Source organism: Mesobacillus sp. LC4, from assembly GCF_053543455.1.
The window spans coordinates 772,781-794,472 of sequence record NZ_JBGCUB010000001.1 but is presented as its reverse complement, the minus strand read 5'-3'; the positions used below and the strand labels follow the sequence as shown (position 1 = coordinate 794,472).

The 21,692-nt window shown below is 42.9% G+C and carries 19 protein-coding genes; 4 read left to right on the top strand and 15 right to left on the bottom strand.

Going from position 1 to position 21,692, the window contains the following annotated elements; genetic code table 11:
- Window positions 1-95: 95 nt before the first annotated feature.
- From hutG to AB5I83_RS04080, 6 genes are all read right to left on the bottom strand, one after another.
- Window positions 96-1,037 carry a formimidoylglutamase gene (gene hutG / locus AB5I83_RS04105; RefSeq protein ID WP_448973015.1) on the bottom strand — a complete coding sequence of 314 codons (942 nt, stop codon included), beginning with the start codon at window positions 1,035-1,037 and terminating at the stop codon, window positions 96-98.
- Window positions 1,006-2,295, bottom strand: a complete 1,290-nt coding sequence (hutI, locus tag AB5I83_RS04100) for an imidazolonepropionase (protein WP_448973013.1) — start codon at window positions 2,293-2,295, stop codon at window positions 1,006-1,008. Before hutI ends, hutG begins: the two co-directional genes overlap by 32 nt.
- A gap of 71 nt (window positions 2,296-2,366) precedes the next feature.
- Entirely contained in the window at window positions 2,367-4,028 is a 1,662-nt protein-coding gene (gene hutU, locus AB5I83_RS04095; RefSeq protein ID WP_448973011.1) for a urocanate hydratase, read from the bottom strand.
- Between the two features lie 30 nt (window positions 4,029-4,058).
- The gene (gene hutH, locus AB5I83_RS04090; RefSeq protein WP_448973009.1) at window positions 4,059-5,579 is read right to left on the bottom strand and encodes a histidine ammonia-lyase; all 1,521 of its coding nucleotides are present in this window, start codon (window positions 5,577-5,579) and stop codon (window positions 4,059-4,061) included.
- A 100-nt stretch (window positions 5,580-5,679) separates the two neighbouring features.
- Window positions 5,680-6,114 (bottom strand): hut operon transcriptional regulator HutP, encoded by a 435-nt coding sequence (gene hutP / locus AB5I83_RS04085; RefSeq protein ID WP_167832522.1) that lies wholly within the window; start codon window positions 6,112-6,114, stop codon window positions 5,680-5,682.
- Window positions 6,115-6,278: 164 nt separating this feature from the next.
- Window positions 6,279-6,860, bottom strand: a complete 582-nt coding sequence (locus AB5I83_RS04080; RefSeq protein WP_448973007.1) for a branched-chain amino acid aminotransferase — start codon at window positions 6,858-6,860, stop codon at window positions 6,279-6,281.
- 195 nt (window positions 6,861-7,055) lie between these two features.
- On the opposite strand from AB5I83_RS04080, the gene AB5I83_RS04075 reads away from it, so the two are divergent.
- Both AB5I83_RS04075 and AB5I83_RS04070 read left to right on the top strand, forming a co-directional pair.
- Window positions 7,056-7,787: a CotY/CotZ family spore coat protein gene (locus AB5I83_RS04075; RefSeq protein WP_448973005.1), complete on the top strand. Its 732-nt coding sequence runs from the start codon at window positions 7,056-7,058 to the stop codon at window positions 7,785-7,787.
- 246 nt (window positions 7,788-8,033) lie between these two features.
- Window positions 8,034-8,867 carry a CsxC family protein gene (locus AB5I83_RS04070; RefSeq protein ID WP_448973003.1) on the top strand — a complete coding sequence of 278 codons (834 nt, stop codon included), beginning with the start codon at window positions 8,034-8,036 and terminating at the stop codon, window positions 8,865-8,867.
- 43 nt (window positions 8,868-8,910) lie between these two features.
- Here AB5I83_RS04070 and AB5I83_RS04065 read toward each other — a convergent pair whose 3' ends face one another.
- The 3 genes from AB5I83_RS04065 to AB5I83_RS04055 all read right to left on the bottom strand — a co-directional run bounded on the left by AB5I83_RS04065 (window position 8,911) and on the right by AB5I83_RS04055 (window position 12,016).
- On the bottom strand, window positions 8,911-10,002 hold the full coding sequence (locus tag AB5I83_RS04065) for a hypothetical protein (RefSeq protein ID WP_448973001.1): 1,092 nt from the start codon (window positions 10,000-10,002) through the stop codon (window positions 8,911-8,913).
- A 187-nt stretch (window positions 10,003-10,189) separates the two neighbouring features.
- The gene (locus AB5I83_RS04060) at window positions 10,190-10,969 is read right to left on the bottom strand and encodes a CsxC family protein (protein ID WP_448973000.1); all 780 of its coding nucleotides are present in this window, start codon (window positions 10,967-10,969) and stop codon (window positions 10,190-10,192) included.
- Window positions 10,970-11,266: 297 nt separating this feature from the next.
- Entirely contained in the window at window positions 11,267-12,016 is a 750-nt protein-coding gene (locus tag AB5I83_RS04055) for a CsxC family protein (RefSeq protein WP_448972998.1), read from the bottom strand.
- Between the two features lie 200 nt (window positions 12,017-12,216).
- Here AB5I83_RS04055 and AB5I83_RS04050 point away from each other — a divergent pair, with 200 nt between their 5' ends.
- Both AB5I83_RS04050 and AB5I83_RS04045 read left to right on the top strand, forming a co-directional pair.
- Window positions 12,217-13,407 (top strand): ParM/StbA family protein, encoded by a 1,191-nt coding sequence (locus AB5I83_RS04050; protein ID WP_448972996.1) that lies wholly within the window; start codon window positions 12,217-12,219, stop codon window positions 13,405-13,407.
- Window positions 13,408-13,412: 5 nt separating this feature from the next.
- Window positions 13,413-13,787, top strand: coding sequence for a hypothetical protein (locus AB5I83_RS04045; RefSeq protein ID WP_167832514.1), 375 nt, complete (start codon window positions 13,413-13,415; stop codon window positions 13,785-13,787).
- Between the two features lie 81 nt (window positions 13,788-13,868).
- Here the strand turns inward: AB5I83_RS04045 and glsA are convergent, their stop codons facing one another.
- The 6 genes from glsA to AB5I83_RS04015 form a co-directional block, all read right to left on the bottom strand.
- Window positions 13,869-14,795, bottom strand: a complete 927-nt coding sequence (gene glsA, locus AB5I83_RS04040; protein ID WP_448972994.1) for a glutaminase A — start codon at window positions 14,793-14,795, stop codon at window positions 13,869-13,871.
- A gap of 92 nt (window positions 14,796-14,887) precedes the next feature.
- Window positions 14,888-16,564, bottom strand: a complete 1,677-nt coding sequence (locus AB5I83_RS04035; RefSeq protein WP_448972992.1) for an ABC1 kinase family protein — start codon at window positions 16,562-16,564, stop codon at window positions 14,888-14,890.
- Window positions 16,565-16,578: 14 nt separating this feature from the next.
- Window positions 16,579-16,962, bottom strand: a complete 384-nt coding sequence (locus AB5I83_RS04030; protein WP_448972990.1) for a phasin family protein — start codon at window positions 16,960-16,962, stop codon at window positions 16,579-16,581.
- Between the two features lie 192 nt (window positions 16,963-17,154).
- Entirely contained in the window at window positions 17,155-18,420 is a 1,266-nt protein-coding gene (locus AB5I83_RS04025; RefSeq protein WP_448972988.1) for a LysM peptidoglycan-binding domain-containing protein, read from the bottom strand.
- A 113-nt stretch (window positions 18,421-18,533) separates the two neighbouring features.
- Window positions 18,534-21,110, bottom strand: coding sequence for a DEAD/DEAH box helicase (locus AB5I83_RS04020; protein ID WP_448972986.1), 2,577 nt, complete (start codon window positions 21,108-21,110; stop codon window positions 18,534-18,536).
- Between the two features lie 139 nt (window positions 21,111-21,249).
- A complete protein-coding gene (locus AB5I83_RS04015; protein WP_226641984.1) occupies window positions 21,250-21,630 on the bottom strand; it encodes a hypothetical protein in 381 nt (126 codons plus the stop codon).
- Between the last annotated feature and the right edge of the window lie 62 nt (window positions 21,631-21,692).

The window sequence follows — 21,692 nt, the reverse complement described above, 5'->3', positions numbered from 1 at the left end:
GTTGTATATTTTCTACTAACTAAGCATCTTCAACACCTTTTCCTTAAAAAGATCAGCCTGCAGACAATGATTGGTCTGCAGGCTGATTAATTTTTTTAGTTGTACATAAAACGAAGCATGGCAGCAGCGGCCAGCCTGCTTGTCATATCCCGGAAGTCTTTTGATGGATCTATTTCCACGATATCCATCGCTTTTACTTTTTCATGGGAGGCAGCAGCTGAAATACTCGCAAGCAATTCCCTGCTGGTGATCCCACCCGGTCCAATAGCCGGGCACCCGGGCGCGAATGCCTGGTCGACGACGTCCATATCAACAGATAAGTATATTTTATCTACTAATTCAGACAGCCTTTCCAGTTCCTTTTTAATGATAGGAATGATCCCTGAAATCTCTATATCTTCCATTGTATAGACAGAAATCCCTTTTTCTTTTGTATATTCATGATATTCTTTCGCATTTGCATAATCACGAATCCCTATCTGGACAAGATGCGCACCCTTTAAATGTCCCCCTTCAATAAGGCTCCGGAATGGTGTGCCGTTTGTCCGTCCGCCATCATCAAGATTCCTGACATCATGATGTGCATCCCATTGGATAACTCCTATTTCCCCGTAGTGCTCCTTGAAGGCCCGAATGGAAGGATAGCTGACACCATGGTCTCCGCCAAGCATGATATACCTTTGGCAGGCATTCTTCTCAAGCATTTCCTTGACACTTACATAAAGTCTTTCAATGGATTCCTCCATCTCAGTTGGATGTGTTTGCACATCGCCAAAGTCAAGGATCTTTACATTCTCGTAATCTTTGGCTCTTTCTCCAGAAAAAGTTGAAAATGAGCTTAAGCTTGCCCTCATCGTTTTAGGCGCATCCGATGCCTGTGATAAAGAAATGGATGTTTTAGAGTATGGAAGACCGATTAAGCCGATATTGCCAGTTTCGCCCTCTGAATAAGGTATTACCCGTTCATTGACCTTCGTGACGAACCGGTCCTTGAAAACCGCTGGCTTACCTGGCTGAAGATAACTGAATTTCACCATAAGCGGTCCTTTCCCAAAGTTTATTACCAGAATGGTAGACACTTTGTGCATGATTTACACCAAAGTGATACGGGATATATTGATAATTAGGTACATCCCAGATGACGAAATCTGCAGAACGTCCTATTTCCAATGATCCTGCGTGAGACGCTCTTCCAATTGCATGGGCTGCATTTACCGTGGCTGCATTCCAAATTTCTTCTGCGGACATTTTCAGCTTTAATGCAGCGAGTGACATAATCATTTGAAGGTTTTCAGTCACACAGCTTCCGGGATTGAAATCTGTCGCCAAAGCCACTGCCGCACCCTCATCAATCATCTTTCTCGCACGGGCATAATGGTCCTTGCCAAGGTAAAACGTCGTTCCTGGCAACAGAACTGCTACTGTATCGCCTTCCGCGAGCTGTCTGATTCCTTCATCTGAGGCGGCAACCAGATGGTCAGCACTTGCCGCCCCTAATGATACGGCCATTTCCGTGCCTCCAAGCGGGTCAATTTCATCAGCATGGATTTTCAGACCAAACCCTTTTTCTTTTGCCTGTTGTAAAAACTTCCTTGACTGTTCGATTGTAAAAACACCTGTTTCACAAAAAATATCCACGAACTCTGCAAGTTCTTCTTCATTGATAACCTCGAACAACCTGGCCATTTCGTCCAGGAACTCATCCTCTTTCCCTTTGAATCCAGGCGGCACAGCGTGCGCACCAAGGAATGTTGAAACGACAGATATTGGGTACTTTTCCTTTAAACGTTTGACCACCCTCAGCTGCTTAAGTTCTGTATCAGCATCCAGACCATAGCCACTCTTTGCTTCCAAGGTTGTAACTCCGTAGGAAATCATTCTTTCAAGATGGAAAGAAGCCTTTTTATACAAATCTTCCTCTGTCGCTTTTTTAGTGGAACCTACCGTTGATAAAATCCCGCCCCCCTGAGCGAGGATTTCTAAATAAGGTACTCCAGCCTGCTTCAGTGAAAGTTCATGTTCTCGGGAACCGCCAAATACTAAATGTGTATGCGGATCAACAAGCCCTGGAGACACAACCTTACCCTCGGCATCAATTCTCTCGGTAGATTTAAGTGACCCTGCTTCAGCATCGCTGCCAATCCAGGCAATTTTCCCATCCTGTATTCCTATTGCTGCCTCTTCACTTATGTTGAGTTCTTTCATATCCTGCCCCTTCAACGGATAATCGGAAGCTTTGGGCAAAATGAGCTGACCTATATTGTGAACGATTACATCATATGTCAATATTCTCATCCTTTCTTTCAAAATTTTCCTAGAACAGAAGTGACAATGCTTCATTTTTATTTAACATTGCCTCCTCCAAATTAGGGAAGCATCGGGATGTCGACCCCTTTTTCTTTCGCTGTTTCGATCGCTTTTTCGTAGCCAGCGTCAGCGTGGCGGGCAACACCCATTCCAGGATCTGTAGTCAGGACCCTCCTAAGCCTCTCTTCAGCAAGGTCAGTACCGTCCGCCACCACGACCATTCCTGCGTGCAGGGAATATCCCATGCCTACGCCCCCGCCATGATGGACAGAGATCCATGAGCCGCCTGCAGCAACATTGACTAGTGCATTAAGAATCGCCCAGTCACCAACTGCATCACTGCCATCCTTCATTGCTTCTGTTTCACGATTGGGAGAAGCGACCGACCCGCTGTCTAAATGATCTCGACCAATGACAATCGGTGCTTTCAATTCACCTTTACGCACCAGTTCATTAATTGCCAATCCCATCTTCACTCGCTCACCATAGCCAAGCCAGCAAATTCTTGACGGCAGACCCTGAAATTCCACTTTTTCCTGTGCCATGTCAATCCAGCGCTGAAGTGCTTTATTTTCTGGAAAAAGCTCCTTGATCAGTTCGTCTGTCCGATGAATATCTGCTGGGTCTCCAGATAATGCAGCCCAACGGAAAGGCCCTTTACCTTCACAGAAAAGCGGTCTGATATAGGCAGGAACAAATCCAGGGAAATCGAACGCATGCTGCTCACCATGATCCTTGGCAACCTGGCGGATGTTATTGCCGTAATCAAATGTGACAGCACCTCTCCTCTGGTATTCAAGCATGGAAGCGACATGCTTTGCCATTGAGAAGGAAGATTGCTTTACATATTCTTCAGGATCTTCGTCACGAAGTTTGGAAGCTTCTTCCAAATTAAAACCAACCGGGATATACCCATTCAATGGATCATGAGCAGAAGTCTGGTCCGTTACAATATCCACCTTAAAATTCCTGGACAGTAATTCCAGATGGACCTCTGCAGCATTCCCGACCAGACCAATTGAGAGAGGTATTCCCTTATGCTTTGCTTCATTTGCCCAATCAATTGCCTCATCGATTGAATGGGTCATTTTGTCGCAATAACGAGTATCGATTCGCTTTTTGATCCGTTCTGGATCGATCTCCACAGCTAAGCAGACGCCATCATTCATCGTAACGGCTAGAGGCTGGGCTCCACCCATGCCGCCGAGCCCTGCAGTCAGCGTAATGGTGTTTCTAAGCGTTCCGTTGAAGTGCTGTCTCGCTACCTCTGCGAATGTTTCATATGTGCCCTGGAGGATTCCCTGGGAACCGATGTAAATCCAGCTTCCAGCAGTCATTTGTCCGTACATCATCAATCCTTTTTTATCTAATTCGTGAAAGTGATCCCAATTTGCCCATTTAGGTACCAAAACAGAGTTGGAAATTAACACTCTTGGTGCAGCCTCGTGCGTTTTGAATACAGCGACAGGTTTACCAGATTGAACGAGCATTGTTTCGTCATTTTCCAGCCTGCGCAGCGTTTCAACGATAGCGTCGAATGCCTCCCAATTACGTGCTGCTTTGCCAATTCCCCCGTAAACAACAAGATCCTCAGGCTTTTCAGCCACCTCTGGATCAAGATTGTTATAGAGCATCCTTAATGCTGCTTCTTGTTCCCATCCTTTACACTCCAGTTCAAGGCCCTTTTTTGCTTTAATATTGCGCTTTGCTTCAATTGCCATTTTTTCCACTCTCCTCAATTTTTTATAGTATTAAGCCAGACTCTCCTGCTGTTTTACAGCTGTCCACTGATGTCTATTTTTTTTTAGCCAGTCTCCAAGCCTCTCGATATCCTCAGAAAAAATCCGGTCCTCTGTGATGGATGGAACGATCTTTCTTACCTCTTGATAGAAGCTCCAGGTTTTAGGTGCCATTTTATCAACACCTCGATATTGGACTGCCTGAAGAGCACAGATACATTCAATTGCTAGTACACGCCTGACGTTTTGGATGATACTGTGTGCATGGCGGGCAGCAATGGTTCCCATGCTCACATGATCCTCCTGGTTGGCAGAGGATGGGATCGAATCTACACTTGCAGGATGAGCAAGGGTCTTATTTTCTGAAACGAGTGATGCTGCACTGTATTGCATGATCATCGCACCTGACTGAAGTCCAGGTTGCGGACTCAAGAAAGGCGGGAGGTCATTTAATTGCGGATTGACCAATCTTTCAATCCGTCTTTCAGAAATACTGGCAAATTCTGCAACAGCTATTTTCATAAAATCCATTGCAATCGCAATCGGCTGGCCATGGAAGTTCCCTCCCGAAATGACGGTTTCCCCCCCGTCAAAAATGAGCGGATTGTCTGTAGCTGCATTCATTTCAATCTCCAACTTTTCTTTTACATAGTCGAGCGCCTGCCATGATGCTCCATGCACTTGGGGAATGCATCTTAATGAGTACGCGTCCTGTACTCTTTTTTCACCTTGTCGTGTCGTCAGTTTGCTGCCTGCCAGTAAATCTCTCATGCGCTCCGCTACCTCTATTTGCTGTCTGTAACCGCGAGCTTCATGAATAGCAGGGTGGAATGCATCTATGACCCCTTCCAATCCTTCCATTGTTAGGGCAGCAATCCATTCTGATTGATGTGCCAGATCTTTTGCTTCGATCCAGTTCACCACACCCATTGCCGTCATTGCCTGCGTTCCATTAATCAGCGCCAGGCCTTCTTTAGCCTGTAAAACGATTGGCTCAAGACCTTCTTTTTTATATGCTTCTTCTGTCAGGCATACCCTTCCCTGATAGAAAACCTTCCCCTCGCCTAACAATACTAATGCCAGATGGGACAGCGGCGCTAAATCCCCCGACGCACCAAGGGATCCTTGCTGCGGGACAACCGGATGGATTCTGAGGTTGAGCAATTCTTTCAACCTTTCAGCAATAACCGGCCTGATCCCTGAAAAACCTTTAATCAACGCATTCAGCCTAAGTAAGATCATCGCACGTGAAACGACCTCGGGGAATGGCTCCCCTACGCCGCAGGCATGAGACCTGATCAGGTTTAACTGCAATGCATTGACATCTTGTTCATCAATGATGACATCACTGAATTTCCCGAATCCTGTATTGATTCCGTAGATCGTACGCTTGTCGGCTACGATTTTCTCTACCGCTTCCCTGCTCTCGGTAACCTTCTTCATGCTTTCTGGACTGATGGCGACTGCCTCGTCGAGATAGCAGACCTGCTTGATTTGCTTCAAAGTTAACGTTTCTCCCGTTAAAACAACCATACAAGTAACCTCCTGATCGGATAAAATAAAAAGGAGACGATAATGGCATACTTAACCATCATCGCCTCCTACTGACTAGTGGACTATAGGCAATGCAACTTTATATATGATTGATTCCTAAACCGACCGTTTCGTGTTCAGACCCTTTTACAGGAGCGCCAATCGTTCCATAAAACGCGACGGCAATCCATTCTCCTTCTTCTTCATCGGAAAAGGGTGTACCACGGACAACGGCAAATCGAAGGCCGACAGTACGGCTCATTTCACCAATGGACAGATGGCCCCGTGTCACCCCTTCCATGCCTTCCATGATTGCATGGTATAAAGCATGGGTTTCACGATACAAATTGGGATGTATGAGACCATGACGTTTGGCAGCTGTCTCCACTGCTGAAATAACTTTTTGCATATTCATCGAGCCTACTTTGCCAAGGCAATAGCTTACACCTTTAAGGGTATCCTGAAAAAAAGCCATTTCTTCTTCTGTGAATGACGCCAGCAGGATCGCTGTTTTCCCAATCGCTAATTTACTCATGACCGACCCCGTTTTCTGAATTTTACCTATTGACTAATAACTTATATTAATTTTATGGTTCCTAGCAGTGAATGTCAACAGATATGGGAAATTTTAGTATTCTAATATAGTAGTATGATACCATGTTAAAGCATTGAAAAAAGCGCCCATCAGGCGCTTTTCGGTTACCTATTCTCTATTGACTCTGCGAGACTAAAAAGAAAACCATAGATCAGATTATAAGCCTCTCCGATGGATAGATCCTCTATGTATCCTTTAAGTCCATTCAATGCGAAGTTCAGGCTCCATACTCCTTCATTGGCATCGAACATCAGGTCAAACCTGGACCCCTCTCCTTGCAGGTTTTCTTCGAGGAATTTCTTGATGTCAGCCTCATACTTCTTCTGAAGCTTCAGTCCAAGCATGACATCATATGTTCCGAACACATCATCTTTTTCAAAACTGACGGCATCGACTCCAATCAGTTCAAACCACCTGGATTCCAAGTACATGAATTCATTATTCCGTTCTTTGAAATAACCAATTGGCTGACTAAGAAAATGCGATGATTCTTCACCTAGGAACTCTTCAGTCTCTTTGTTGCCTCTCTCAATATAAGCATCCTTGAAACGGGCGCCGGGCTCAGATAATTTTACCTGGACACCATTAAGTAATCCTTGACGTTCTGCATATTCCTTTTCTTCATTATGTAATTCAACCGTACCCTTTTGAGATCCTATAAACTTCTCTATCTGTTTTTTCAACATTATGATGGCCTCCATAATCGTTTTGCTGATATTTATATTGAATGGAAAATAGGCAAATAGCAAATTTTCTAGTCCAGTTTCCCAAAAATTTCTTGAAGAATTTCTTTTGTATAGTCACATCCCCATACAAACCACTGCTTTTCCCCATATCTTGTAAGTATAACACCACTCTATAAGAAAGGAGAGGCACGTTTTATGAATTATTATTACAAAGATGATCATCGACCTGACTATGATTACGATCATAAAAAAGAAAAGTCCAGGGACCGCGATATGGGGAAACGCAAAAAATATGATGACCATAGGGATCGGGATGATCACAAGCATAGGGATTGGGATGATCATAAAAAATGGGATGATCATAAGGATTGGGAGAAGCAAAAAGATAAAGATAAGCATAAAGATTGGGATGATGACGATTGTGGCTGCCAAAAAGGCCACCATGATGATAAACACTCCGATCATTGTGTGTGCAAAAAGGTCAGGGACATTAATGATGCACAGCACAAAGTAAAGCATAAGAAAGATGGTTGTGATGTCAGCTGTGAAAGATCAATCAGAGAACTCTTAAATCAGTGCAAACAGTCGAACTACGATACAATCCCATTCAAATTATTATGCGGATGCAGCAAAGGCGACTGTGAGACCTTCGTGGGTACAGGCGTTGTTAAAATCAATGGATGCTTTTATGATATCAAGTCTAGTTTTTTCCGTGTAGTTGATTTTACTAAGGGTTCCAAATGCTGTGCGATCCTTGAGCTGCTCTGTCCGGAACGTTGTGAAGGGAAACAACATGGAATTGAAGGCTTCGTAAGAACGGGGGCTTGTTTTGAAGTCGATTTGAAAGATTTTGTCGGCATTACCTGCTTCCCTCCAGTAAAAGCGAAAAAAATGGATCCTAAGAAGCTATTATGCTCTGGACGCTGATTTCCTGAATAGTCACACAAAACAGCCACCCCACTTCTATGTGGGGTTCCATTTTGCCTCTAAAACTCAGCACTTGTCCCGAATCCTATTAACTCCACTTCCCTGACGTAAAAAATATGTGATTGCCCTCTATCATTCGTCTATTCATTTACTGTAGTACTGGCATATAAAATAGTAAGTCAAAAGAAAGGAGCAGACTTATACTGTTTCTTACTGCTTTTGATTAAAAAAAAAGGAGTGAAAGATATGAAGAGAAATACAGGTTGCAATTCAAACCATGGCTGCCCGCCACAGCTTTCATGCGATGAAGCAAAAACGCTTCGGGTTGAATGCGATAATGATTCTTACTATCCTTATGGCAATTACCTTAAGTATCCAGTTGCTGACATTGATGTCGCGCTAGCTGAAGTTGAGCTGCAAGTAGAAGTCGAAAGTGATATTAAACTCCCTACAGCAGCACGCGAGATCAAGCACATGCGCAGGAATGTATCGCTTACGCAATGTAAGGCAATCCGTTCAGCAATGGACTATGACAAGGTTAAACTCTATATATCCGGTGTTGTCCACAAGAATATCCAATATGTAGAGCAGTGCAGCGGTGTATTGAAGGACTACAGCGTCGATGTACCATTTACTTGCAGCCAGGCTGTCAAAGTCTACAATTACCCAGATTACGAAAACTTAAGCCAAAAGAACACCGTGTACGAAAGAAGATTCATCGACAAGAAAGGCCATGGTGCTGATAACTGTACTTCTGGTGCATTTACGTATGAGTACTATAATGAGCCGATTGACTGCAAACTGCTTGCATCTTTTGTCAATGACCTTGACCTTTACAAGGATTTTGACAACTGGGGCCGATTCAGCCGCATCACAGAAAAGATGGAAGTTGGCTTATTCTTCAAATTGATTCAGAAGCAGCAGGTTGACTTAGACCATTCCTATGGACACAAACATGAAGAAGAGTCATCTTCATCTTCATCATCATCCTATTTGGAATCAGGCGATAAAATTGTCCAACAGCAGCCCAAAAACATGAAGCACAGAATGGCTGAATTAATGAAACGCCATGATGGCTAATATTAATGCAAGGGTGCCTCGCTTGAGGCACCCTGTTTATATATTATTTTGAGAGTAACCTATTTAAATCCAAACATTGCTTTTGAAATAGATCTATTTTCATCTTTGCAGTGCCTTGGACCATCACTCTGCCATTATCAATGAATTGTTCATTCCAAACACAATGCAAATCTGATAGGCTAAACTCCACTTTTTCTACTAAACTCTCACGATACTCGCGAGTATATCCTTCTTCCATGCCAAGATTTGAAGTAAATAAATATTCCTTGCTGTTCTTGGAAGAAAGCTCGGGCTGATGGATCCATTTTACCGGAATGATTTTTTTCCACGGGATGTGAATCATAAGAGAGTGCATGGTCCCAGATTTATCAGTACAAGCATAATCGATATTCAACAGAAGTGTGCCTTTAGTGAATAAGCTCGCTGAAGGCAGCAATACCTCCGCATCAATCGAATGTAGTGAACATTCGACATTAGACACATCCGAAATAGGCCTTGCGAGTGTGAAAGTGTCAAAGATGTCAATTTCGAGCTCAACATCTGCCAGGTGCAATGGCAGCCTTACTTTCGTCAGTTCCGTCATTGAATTCTTTCCACTATATGCGGCTGTTGCTAATTTCATTGGTTTCGAGGACGATTCAGAGGATTCATAGGCAAGATCATTGGATTCATAGGCATGATCATCGGATTCATAGGCATGATCATCGGATCCATATTGATATTCAACTGATTCATCACGGTCTTCATAGTAAAAAGGTTCGTCTGCGGATTCATCTACAGCGAATAACTGACTTGCTTCTTCATCTGAAAGATTGCTGGATTCATCAAATAATATTCCACTAGAGGATTCCTCGTACTCTTCCTGAGTTTCCTCCTCTATATACTCGTCGCTTCCGCCAACAACCTCTAATAAGTCACTTGATTCTTCCTCGACTTCTTCTATTGTAAACTGTCTCCTTGAGGAAGGTTTTTCTTCGACACTTCGAATCACAGGAGGAGCGAGAATCAATGGCTTCCCTGAACTTTTTCCCTTAGGCCGGAATCCAGTTTCATAGAATTCTCGGGCTCGACTCTTATCGATTTCATCGAATACTTCACCCATTTCTGAGTCAACCTCTGATTCCTCACGACCCACTGAATGATTTCGCCAATTGCCCTGGAACAAATTCATCTCGTGAAATGTTCTATTTCTGTTTTCCATCTTCTATGGAAGGGTCTGCTTATATTGCAACCTATCCCTACCCTCCTTCTCTAAAGAGGTAAAAACATAAAGGGGCATATACTAATGTTGCCTAGTATAATACCCCGCTTTTTTCTGTTATTTACTCTGATTCATCATAGCAATCTGGATCATTTGTTGCTGAAGAAACGCGGATTTGTTGATTTTGAAGAACACGTACAGTAAAATCAATGACCATTTTCTCTTCTATTGTCTGGAAATATCCTTCATCGATCGGTGAAGATGTCGGAAGCGGCTGACGGTCAATCGCTTCATCCCATTCGATGATTTGGCTGGATACTAATTCACAGAATGGCAATTCATTATAATGTTGAGAGCTTTCCTGGTGGAATTGGCTCAAGTCACTTGTCAGCAATTCATCTTTTTCCGGGAATCCAGTTGACAAAGGTTTAGAGACGAAGAAATCAAATTCCTTCCTGTTATTCACTTGCGGCATGACAGGATGGGATAGGAAGTGCTTTACCTCTGTTACTACTTGGAAAGGAATGTCGACTGTATAAGAGTGCAGGTCAGAAGCTACTGATGAGGATGAAGAAGCTTCAATTTCCTGGCTCGGACTTGCATATTGGATGTTCTTCCTTACAAACCCTTTGATGAATAATTTATTCGTTGGCAATAGCAATCTGCATTGGGTCAGTTTGATCCTCTTTTTAATATCCTTAATCTCTAGCACCGGCTCTGGGAAATTAATCATTGTATCCAGATTCACGTGAAGAGTCAGCTCCGCCAGAACGACTGGAACTTTCGTTACGACCTTTCCTAGGCTTACATGTGGATGATGATGCTTTGGTGAGCATTCAAAGTGATCGGTTGAAGGCTTACACTCAAAATCAGGCTTTTTATTTTTATCTAGTTCAAACATACATGGCTCCTCCTTAAAACTCCTTAGAGTGAAGATGCTCTATCCTATGCGCTTCGACTTTTTGGGTCTAGGCGTATGCCCCTATGCCTTCTGAAATTTCAAGGCAGATACGCGGTATAAATCCTTTATTTATTTGTGATGTACTGGCCAAATACCTTCGCAAAAATTTTTTTGCCACTTTTTTTGCTCCTATTCTAATAGCGATAAGACATTGTCTTGAATATGTATAATAAAAATGGCGATGACAGCTGCCATCGCCATTTGTGGAATCTTATCTATCCTACTTAATAATTAGGGTTAGCCATTGCCATTAAGTGCAATTTGCTGGTTCTGGTAAACTCTTACACGGAATTGCAAGAATGTTTTTTCCACAATATTGTGGAATGTTCCTTCTTCGAATGGTCCATTATTAGGTAAAGGATATCGATCTACTGCTTCATCCCATTGAACAATGCTGCTTGATACCAGTTCACAAAATGGAATTTGATTGTAGAATTGAGTGCTTACCTGATGGAATTGTGATAGGTCGCTGGATAGCATCTGATCTTTTTCCGGATATCCATGGCCCAGGCTTTGTGCCCTGAAGAAGTCAAACTCTTCACGAGTGTTGGAAATCGGGAGAATTGGATCAGTCAAGAAATCAGTTACAACAGTTACACACTCAAACGGCACATCTACAGTCAACGAGCGCATTTCTGAAGATACACAGTCACTTTTAGCATGCGGACATGGCGTTGCATATTGGATATTTTTGCGGATGAAACCTTTAATAAATAGTGGGATTCCTGTAACAGGGTCTGATGTAGGACCTAGGAGCAATCTGCACTGGACGATTTTCACCCTTTTTTTGATATCCTTGATTTCAAGTACCGGATCTGGGAAATGAATGTCGGCAACTAGATGGTCTGTTATGGTTATATCTGCAAGAGTAACAGGAAGATTAGCAGATGGGAGCAATCCTGGGGTTGGGACGTTCACACATTCATTCCTGGACGCAGACTTGTTGACACTAACGCATCCACGCTTCCCTGTATGGTCATTAGTCATTATATTTCCTCCTTTTAATTTTCTTGTACAATTTATCCTATTCCTTCCAGATATTTTGGACTAGATGAATGCATCAGTACATATGCGGATTTTTCATACTTCTTGATTTTTTATGAATGTAATTCTTTCATTCCATAAAAATTAGGTACTTGCACAATTGAACATGCGTTTTGCATAGGATTCAAAAGGAGGAGGATAAAATGAACAATTATAATTATTTCGCTGTCGACATAGGGAACAGCTGGTATAAAGTCCTGGCCTCTGATCATGGAGAGCTCAGGGAATACCAAATGCCAAACGCCATCGCATTGTATGATGATGAGTTTTATGAAAAGCCCTATGACGAGGAAGATATCATTCTCGAGGAAAATTTGATCGTAGAGATAAAAAGCCCGGCGATCACAAACAAAAGAGAAATTTTTTATGCTGGGAAGGCTGCTGCCAAGCAAAGAAATGTCAGCCTGACCGCAAGCAATAACCAAAAAGCTGACGAAGACCGCACATATATCCTTCTGTTCGCCGCTGCAGCCTACCATGCTTCTGTCATAAATTCAACCGATATTGAATTGAACTATTGCATCGACCAATTAGCTGTATCTCTTCCAACCACACAATATAAGGAGAGAAAAGAGTTACTGAAGCAAAAGTTAATTGGCACCCATACCATTACTCTCCATAAGGTGCCGGGAATTCCTGAGCCAAAAGAACTGATTGTCAAACTCGAAATCAAGGATGTCATTGTCGGTGCCGAGGGAGCATGTGCCTATTTAGGTTTAATTCGGGACATTGACACATTGACAATTAAGGACGACGCCCTCGTGAAGGATTCCAAGAAAGGAATCATCATTGGTGACCTTGGCGGGGATTCAGTTGACTTTGTTGGAATCAAGAACAGCAAACCTGTTGCCTCAGTTGAAGGTGATCATTTTGGAATCAATCTGTTTTTGGATACGATCATAAAAAAGGTAAGCAAGAATGAATTATATACTTTTGATTCAAGGTCAGAGCTTGAAGAAAAGCTGTTTGCAGGGCAATCAGAATGGTATGTCGAACCCTTTGCCGGTGTCAGGAAAGACATCAGCAAGTATGTAATTCCCCAATTAAGAATCATGGCTATAAAGTATCTTGAGCACTTTGACCGTGCGAGAAGCAGTTCCAGCGAAATCAAAGGGGCATCCCGCTACATCGCCGTGGGCGGGGCAGCAAAATTGGCCCAAAAACAAATTCAGGAAGCTGCAGTAAGATGGGCTGATAAGGGGCGCCCGATTGAGCTGACTTTTCCGGAAAACCTGGAAAAACTGAACGTCTTCGGACTCATGATTTTAGCCAAAATGAACCAGCTTAAAAAACAACATGAGAATACCGAGGAACTAATTTCCATTGAAGGATGATCGGTATGTCAAACACCTATACGGATTACGTTAATAAAATCGCGATAACTGTCCCTGAACGATATATTGATGTCAAAACCGGTGAGTCTTATTCGGTTTCACAAAAAATCGTTGACCAGATCGAATACCATGCCGAAAACAGTTCGCTGGGTCATCTTGTTCTATCCGCTCTCCATCATTACCTTACGCCAAAACCCGTATTGAATGGAGGGTCTGCCGAAATCCTCCAGCAACTGGCTGACATACGATCGATGCTGGAAAATGGCAGCTATCTTATCCAGCCAACTGTTAAGGCTAGAACCATGAATGAACAAACAGATGCTGCAAAATTACTCAACATGAAAGAAGTTGAAGATATCCTTGAAGCATTCGGGGGCTAATATTGTTAAAAAAACAAGGACGGTACTCATGTACTCGTCCTTTACTTTTGGTTCCGACCAATTGATTCTTCCAAATCCGCATCAAAACATGCTCATATTATACTTGGCAGACATGCTTTCCAGCAGCTTGATTCCTCCAATGCTATTTCCCTTTTCGTCCAGGGCAGGCCCTAAAATGCCAATTCCAAACCGGTTTGGCACTGACCCCATAATCCCTCCAGATACCCCACTTTTAGCAGGAATCCCTACCCTGACTGCAAACTCTCCTGACGCGTTGTACATCCCGCATGTAACCATGAACGTTTTGCAAAGGCGTGCGACATGGGCCGGTATCAAACGGCGATTTGTTACCGGCTCCAAACCATCCATTGCGAACACGCATCCAATACGGGCAAGATCAAGACAGTCCATTTCGATTGCACATTGCTTCGTATAGACATGAAGCAATTCTTCGACATTCTCAGCAATCACCCCATGTTGCCTCAAAAAGTAGCATAAAGCTCTATTTAGATCAGAAGTTTCATATTCTGACTCTGCAACCTCCTGTGAATAACCAATTGAAGAATTTCCAGCCAGCTCCTGAATGAAAGAGAGGATCCGTTCGAATCGTTCCTCTGCGTCCTGCCCTTTGATCATATGTGTAACGGCTAATGCACCTGCGTTAATCATAGGATTCAACGGTTTCGAAGGGCTGAACTCCAGTTTGACAATTGAATTGAAGGGATCGCCAGTTGGTTCATAACCCACTTTGTTGAACACAGCTTCTTCCCCGTAATCAATCAGGGCAAGCGCAAGCGTCAACACTTTTGATACACTTTGCAATGTCAATTTTTGATGGATGTCTCCAGCAGAAACACAAGTTCCATCATCATGAAAAATCGCGACAGACAACTCTTCAGGATTCGCTTTCGCCAATGCAGGAATATAGTCTGCTACCTTTCCGCCCTCAGTGTACTTTTTTGCTTCATCTACCAGTTCGTTCAGTTCATCAGTCGTTCTGCAAGGCATAATAAACTCCTCCGAAAAAATTATTGAACACACCTATCGATTGACATAAAAAATAGGCAATGGGGTCGACATTGCCTATTCTAAAAGTCTTATCAAAAGCGACCCGACTTTAATATAGAATAAATAATCCATAAAAACATTCCAAATGCAATGATAAACCCTACTTCAATCGCAGGTACGCTTGTCAATATTGTATTATTGCCAAATGTTGCCCCGACAATTAGCCCTAGGACAACAATACTGAAAGCAAGCAGTGTCAAACCGAAGGAAACCTGGTTGCTGATTCTGTCAAACTTATGGAGAATCCGATTTATTTCCGATAAGCTTATTTCAAATTTCAGATCCCCCTTGGAAGCCTGATCTAGAACATTTTCAACTTGATTCGGAATATTGGAGAATGTATCCGTTAAGTCCTCCGCCTTATTCCAAAGACGTTTGCCCATTTTTATCGGATCATATCGCTCCCTCATGATCTGCTCTCCATAGGGCCTTGCCAGCTCAATCATGTCAAGACTTGGATCGATTTCAGAAATGATGCCCTCAATCGTCATCAGCGCTTTTCCCATCATCGTCATTTCCTTAGGTAGGATAATTCGATGTTCCTGAGCAGCCGCAAACAATTCCCTGACCGTAATTCCTAAGCTCAATCCCTCTTTTGATGACCTTTCAACCGTTTTCCTGATTCCATCTACCCGATCATAAAAATGCTGTTCATCAATGTCTGAAGGGACATAAGCCATTTTGAATATCGACCTGACGATTCGGTGGGTATCCTCTTGCATAATGCCCATCATCATCGAGGCAGTATCATGTCTTAACCTTGCTGACAGCCGGCCTACTTGTCCAAAATCTATGAATATCAGCTGTTGAGCTTCAGGATTATATAGGATATTGCCAGGATGTGGATCACCATGAAAAAAACCTTCCCTTAAAATTTGAGTTATGAATGCACTTACCAATAGATCGGCAATCCTTCGTCTTTCCTCACCTTGAATCATAGTCCTATTTAATTCGTTGAGTTTGATTCCTTCAACTTTTTCCATGGTCAGAATCTGTGGCGTCGAAAAGTCATGGAAAACGACAGGAATTTTGATAGAGTCGCAATCTTCAAACTGCATCTGTACCATATCCGTATTTCGTGCTTCTTCGGTATAATCGAGTTCCCTGCGAATAGACTCAGACAGCTCTTCTACCATGTCGGTAATATTGTAGTATTGAGCCCAATCATATCTCTGTTCGATCAATCTTGCTATATCCCTTAGAATTTCAAGGTCGGTATGGACAGTCTGGATAATGCCAGGCCGCTGGACCTTGACCATGACAGATTCCCCAGTTATCAGTACAGCTTCATGAACCTGTCCAATCGACGCGGCTGCAACGTAATTCTCGTTAAAGTTTTGGAACACATCCTCAACAGGCCTGCCAAATTCATGATGAAGTTTCCCCTTTATTTCATCAACTGGCACAGGGGGAACTTGATCTTGAAGCAATTCCAATTCCTTAACAATCTCTTCTGGTAGCATATCGCTCCTGATGCTTAGGAGCTGGCCGAGCTTTATAAAAGCTGGCCCCAATTCCTCCAGCATGCATCTCATACGGTAACCGGCTTCTTTTGTGTTTCCGCTCTTCACATCAGCAGCAATCCGATCCTTCAAAGAAAGGACATGGAAGAGCCCGACCTCTTCAAGCACATAGCCAAATCCGTACTTAACAAAGGCTGATGCGATCTCCCTGTATCTATTTAAACGTCTCAATCGGTCCGTCAACATTCCATCACCCGCTGCTAATCAATGTCTTTTGAAAATCCAGGAGGAACATTCTCCATTCCATTTTCAACCTGGTCAATATCTTTATTCAATCCGGTGTTTCGCAGTTGTGCAATTTCCTTTTGCAATACCACAAGCTGTGTCTTGACAGTGTCTAACTCTTCCCTTGTTGCGAATCCAAGATCTGATAGCTGCTTCCTCGCCATCTCTCTGAATTCTCCATTCCATTCCTCACTCTTCGATTCACCTTTTTTAAAAAAGTCGTCGAAGATCGTGTCAGCTTCAGCCTGAGTCATATTCCCCTTCTCCACCAGCCTCATGATGGTTTCATCTACTTTTTCCTTGCCGGCAACTGCAGCTCCCAGCCCGAGTAAAAAGCCGCTCTTCAAAAAATTATTCATTTCTTGTACCTCCTTTTATTTGAATCAATTTACTTATTAATACCCCAAAAAAGCAGACAATTACCCTATTAAGTAAAAAAGCACCTGTTTCAATTAGAAACAGATGCTTACTATGAATTATTAAATACCTGCTCACCCCACTCTACTCAGGCTTTGAATTTAGCTACAAGTTAGAAGGATTAGTGTAATAATTCATCGTTTGATGACATCCACCTTATCCAAGTAAGCCCAATTTTGAGGAGCCTTCAAACTAAGCTGCCAATATGTTGCGCCATAAAGCTCATATAAATCAATCAATCTATATTTTTCAACATAGCTCCGAATATCCTCAAACCAGACAATATGCTCTTCATCACCTTTCCAGTACCTGAACCATGGTGACCTGGCTGCAGGATCATACTGGATGACCGCACCGGTAGAAATAGCAAGATTCTGTGCGTCAAGTACGGAGAGAGCACGATATTGATTGGTCGAGACTACTTTATCATGACCATAAAGCGGGAGACCGATTTGCAACTTTTCACGAGGAATCAAGGTCAATGAATATCTTACTACGAGTGCGATCCACCATAAAGGAGAAACAGGATCAGGCGGACCTCCAGGATAACCGTAGTCAATTGTCATGACGGCCACAATGTCAGCAATCTCGCCAATTGATTGATAATCATAAGCTCCGATGATCGGATTGGTTGGGATATCTTCTGTCTTTGCATGGACGTTCACATGTAATATCAGGTTGCCCATGGCCTCTTTCAGTTCACGAAGGAAGCTATTGAAATCTTCTCTCTGAGGCGGAGGAATAAATTCCAAGTCCACACTTATGCCAGCATATCCTCTTTGGTTCGCTAAATTGACTAAACTGGCAACCAGGTTTCTGCGGTATATCGGTGATGCCAGGACATTGCCTGCCAGCTCTTTGCTGAAACCGGCCGAAGTAGTGTTTTGGATCAATAATAAGGGGATGATGTTCAATTCTCGGCTTCTGCGGACAATAGGTCCATCATCTCCTAAAACATAGGCATACCCTTCTTTTGTGAAGGAAAAAGCCGCAACAGCAATGAAAGTTAAATGAGGGGCCATTTTCTCCAAATCGGCTAGGAAGGTTGGGGAGGAGCCAGGTACGATAAATCCAAGAGTTGAGAACTGTGGTGGAACAGGTGAGGGAATATTGATGTTCTGGCCAATATACAAATTATTTGGATCCAGTCCCGGATTCGCATTCACGATGCTGGTGACACTCGTCCTGAACTGTAAAGAAATTCTCCACAATGTATCGCCAGCCTTAATTTTATAATAGCGAATAATAGGCTGCTGATCTGGAATATATAGTGCCAGCCCAGGAATGATTAAGCTGGTGGAAGGAAGTCCATTGACATCGGCAATACTTTGGATCGATACACCATATGTCCTGGCAATTGCCCAAAGGGTTTCGCCTGACCTAACTACGTGGACAGTCATCTGATCACACCTTTTTATTTTTTCCTTCTATAATCATATGGCGGTTGAGCTATTATATACTACCCTACCTAAAAGAAGCAGGGCTTCATTTTCGAAACCCTGCTTACAGATGACTATCTCCAGCGATCCCTGTTATCTGCCCTTTTCCTGTTCCTTGCTGAGTAGCAAGAGTCACAAATTTGATATGGGGAATCGACATGAATTCCCTTTCCACAATGCCTGCATTTCTTTTTGTAATTCTTGACTTCTGACTTTAGGAATTCATGGACATCGTCGCTTAACTCCGTACGAACCCTTTCCCAGTAAACAGCCTCTGTTTTCCTTCCGAGCTTATATAAAAACAACAGATGGAGGCCAATCGCTTTATAAGATAGCTCAAGCTCCTCCAGAGAAGAAGTTTTGACAGGCGGCTCGGGCAATTCTTCATCTGCGACAATTGCTTTGATCGTTTCGAGCCATTGTTCATTGAGGGCGGGTTCTCTGGACGAAAAAGGTAAATGAAGAAATCCATACAGCTCCATCATCGGCAGCCTGGCTTCGATTTCAGTATCCCTGACATACTCATACAACTCCCTTTCTTCCGAAAGTGAAGCTTTATTCGTCCCTTTAGGGCTCTCGAATTTATCCCATAGTTCAAAAAATACCGCAAGAGACCGGTGATATTTTTGGAATCTCTCAAAGATCCCCGAGGTGGGAGCAATCGAAAATGTTTCTACTGGTTTATCTTCTTTTTCAAGCAGCTTTGTCATCAAGCCTATATCTGAGGTAAAAGCAACCCGTCCGACATTGTAAATGCCCTTTCTGCCGGCACGGCCGGCTATTTGCTTTACTTCCTGGGAAGTCAACCTTCTGCGTCTCGTACCATCGAATTTTTCATTTTCCAAAAAGACGATTCTCCTGATCGGCAGATTCAGCCCCATTCCAATCGCGTCGGTTGCAACCACTACACTTGTTTCTCCCTTGATGAAACGCTCCATTTGCTTTTTCCTTGTTTCTGGCGGCATACTTCCATAAATCATACTCACCTGGCGGCCACTGTTCTGGAGTTTCGACGCATTTTCAAGCACCTGTTTTCTAGAAAAACAAACAAGAGCATCGCCTTTCTTGGTATACTTTAGGCTAAACTCTTTATTCTCAACCTGGAGCGGGATATCCCGGGTATATTCGTAAATCTCTGCCACTCCATCATCCAGCAGGTCCATCATCATGGACTTGATATTTTTGCTGCCGATGATGTGGACTTCTTCTGCATTTGCATTTGTAATGGCTTTGAACCAGGAAAATCCTCTATCCTTATCAGCGATCATCTGAGACTCATCAATGACGACTACTTCATAAAAGTCCTTTTCGTGGAACATTTCCACTGTGCAGGATATATGGTTGGCACCTTCCACAGGCTTTTCTTCTTCTCCCGTTTTAAGGGAACATGGAACACCCTCAGAGTTGAGTTTTTCAAAAACCTCAAGGGCAAGCAGACGAAGCGGAGCCAAATACAAACCAGTTCTTGCTTCCTTCATCCTTTCGAGAGCGTGATGGGTCTTACCTGTATTCGTTTCACCGATATGAAGTATATATCGGACATTTCTCCTCAGTGAAGGATTGTATTCACGGCCGAATATGTCCTCCAGCATGCGAGCTTCTTCTTCCCTTTTCCGCTCAAGCTCTGCCCGCTCTTCTTCTTTCCTGCGTATCCTCTCTCCAAGGTCACTTTCGTATATTGCTCGATGTTCCGTTACATCGAATTCTGTATCAGCCAGGTTCATTAAATCCGTTATATATTCTTCCTGCAGCTTGAAAAGAAAACCGTCTAAATAAACTTCAGTGAGGTCTTTAGTGATTCTTTTCACCTCTCCAGCTGAAAGTTTATCCTCGAACACTTCCTCATACTCGCTGAGCAGCTGCTGATTCAGACTCCCCAATATCTTTTCTGCAGCTATCTGGGTAAAATACTCTAAAACTTTTTTTTCGAAATGAAACTCATAGGTCTCATATTCAAAATAAAAACGCCCCCAGCTGGCTATTTGGTGAATCTGGCCTGTCAGTTCATCATAAAAGTCAGCCATGGTTCTATAATCGTCCAGATTGAAAGATCCAATCACAGTCAATCTTTCTTCCAGCATGTGTGTATCGATATCCTCAAACTTCTGATTCTCATTAAAAACCTTCCTTAATTCCTTTGCCATCATGTGCCTGATTTTTAGATAGGCTGATTCCTGGAAGTCACTTAAGACAGTTTGGGCAACCTGGTATATGTTTTCCTTAATGCCTGCCTTATGCTCAAGCAACCGGTCTTCCTCCACTTTTTTGAGGAACTTCTTTCTCGCGCTGTGATATTGCTCTTCCCAGCTTTGTTCATCAGTCTTGGTTTTTACCCATTCCTTGGTGTTGAAGGGCTCATAGTCCCTCATCTCATTTCTGAAAAGCTTATTGATCAGCTTTCGGTCCACACCTTCAACGACAAAACCACGTTCACTTAAAAAAGCCTTTTTATCACGCTTCGAGAAGTCGTTCGTGGATTTTGTCAGCCACACATTTAGCCAGATCTGGCTGATATAAGTACTTCTATTATCTAAATACTCCTTGAAATCAGGAAGGACTTCCTGTTCACCAAGGAATTTTTCGATATCATCCATTATTTTAGTTTTAGTATTCTCCACGGCCTGCTGGTGGATCATGTCAATTTGCTTCATAGCTGAACCCCTTAAAATATGTAAATTAATCAATAAAAAATCACGATAAGTGTCTCAAAAAACCAAAAAAAAGGGCCGCACAACCACTGTGCATGCCCTTCCATCTGATATGAACCTTAAAAACAGCGGAACGGCTTGACTAGGCGTTCTTCACTTTCAACTTTTGCATGACTTTGGTTTGTACCTTTTGGTCATCCTTAGTAAAACTTTTAGGCTTGATTGGTGACACGGGTTTAATTTTATCCACGTTCTCGACACTCAGGATTTCAAGGTAGAACGGACTGCTTTGTTTGTTGCCTTTTAAGTATCCCTTAAGTATTTTCATTTTTTCAGAGGTACCTGTAAAAGGCCCTTGATAATCCCATTCTATTTCATTTGCATATTTTGAATCCATTTTTTCCTTCAAAGCGAATGCTTCTGATAATGCATCCTCAGGTGTCATGAAATAGGATTGCGTTCTCCTCAATCCCTTTTTCTTGCTGCCATCGCCAGCTTTTGCCTGATAAAGTTTCACTAACATTTCCCTCATCCTCTCTGGTTTGGTCTCACGCCTTCTCATGGTAAGTGGAAACACCAGAAGAC

Coding starts and splice junctions, on each gene's coding strand:
- AB5I83_RS04050 (WP_448972996.1), top strand. CDS start 12,217: ATGAACAATTATAATTATTTCGCTGTCGACATAGGGAACAGCTGGTAT.
- AB5I83_RS04080 (WP_448973007.1), bottom strand. CDS start 6,860: ATGTTGAAAAAACAGATAGAGAAGTTTATAGGATCTCAAAAGGGTACG.
- glsA (WP_448972994.1), bottom strand. CDS start 14,795: ATGCCTTGCAGAACGACTGATGAACTGAACGAACTGGTAGATGAAGCA.
- AB5I83_RS04055 (WP_448972998.1), bottom strand. CDS start 12,016: ATGACTAATGACCATACAGGGAAGCGTGGATGCGTTAGTGTCAACAAG.
- AB5I83_RS04025 (WP_448972988.1), bottom strand. CDS start 18,420: ATGACTGTCCACGTAGTTAGGTCAGGCGAAACCCTTTGGGCAATTGCC.
- hutI (WP_448973013.1), bottom strand. CDS start 2,295: ATGAGAATATTGACATATGATGTAATCGTTCACAATATAGGTCAGCTC.
- AB5I83_RS04045 (WP_167832514.1), top strand. CDS start 13,413: ATGTCAAACACCTATACGGATTACGTTAATAAAATCGCGATAACTGTC.
- AB5I83_RS04030 (WP_448972990.1), bottom strand. CDS start 16,962: ATGAATAATTTTTTGAAGAGCGGCTTTTTACTCGGGCTGGGAGCTGCA.
- AB5I83_RS04020 (WP_448972986.1), bottom strand. CDS start 21,110: ATGAAGCAAATTGACATGATCCACCAGCAGGCCGTGGAGAATACTAAA.
- hutG (WP_448973015.1), bottom strand. CDS start 1,037: ATGGTGAAATTCAGTTATCTTCAGCCAGGTAAGCCAGCGGTTTTCAAG.
- AB5I83_RS04070 (WP_448973003.1), top strand. CDS start 8,034: ATGAAGAGAAATACAGGTTGCAATTCAAACCATGGCTGCCCGCCACAG.
- hutP (WP_167832522.1), bottom strand. CDS start 6,114: ATGAGTAAATTAGCGATTGGGAAAACAGCGATCCTGCTGGCGTCATTC.
- hutU (WP_448973011.1), bottom strand. CDS start 4,028: ATGGCAATTGAAGCAAAGCGCAATATTAAAGCAAAAAAGGGCCTTGAA.
- AB5I83_RS04015 (WP_226641984.1), bottom strand. CDS start 21,630: ATGTTAGTGAAACTTTATCAGGCAAAAGCTGGCGATGGCAGCAAGAAA.
- AB5I83_RS04035 (WP_448972992.1), bottom strand. CDS start 16,564: ATGTTGACGGACCGATTGAGACGTTTAAATAGATACAGGGAGATCGCA.
- AB5I83_RS04075 (WP_448973005.1), top strand. CDS start 7,056: ATGAATTATTATTACAAAGATGATCATCGACCTGACTATGATTACGAT.
- AB5I83_RS04060 (WP_448973000.1), bottom strand. CDS start 10,969: ATGTTTGAACTAGATAAAAATAAAAAGCCTGATTTTGAGTGTAAGCCT.
- hutH (WP_448973009.1), bottom strand. CDS start 5,579: ATGGTTGTTTTAACGGGAGAAACGTTAACTTTGAAGCAAATCAAGCAG.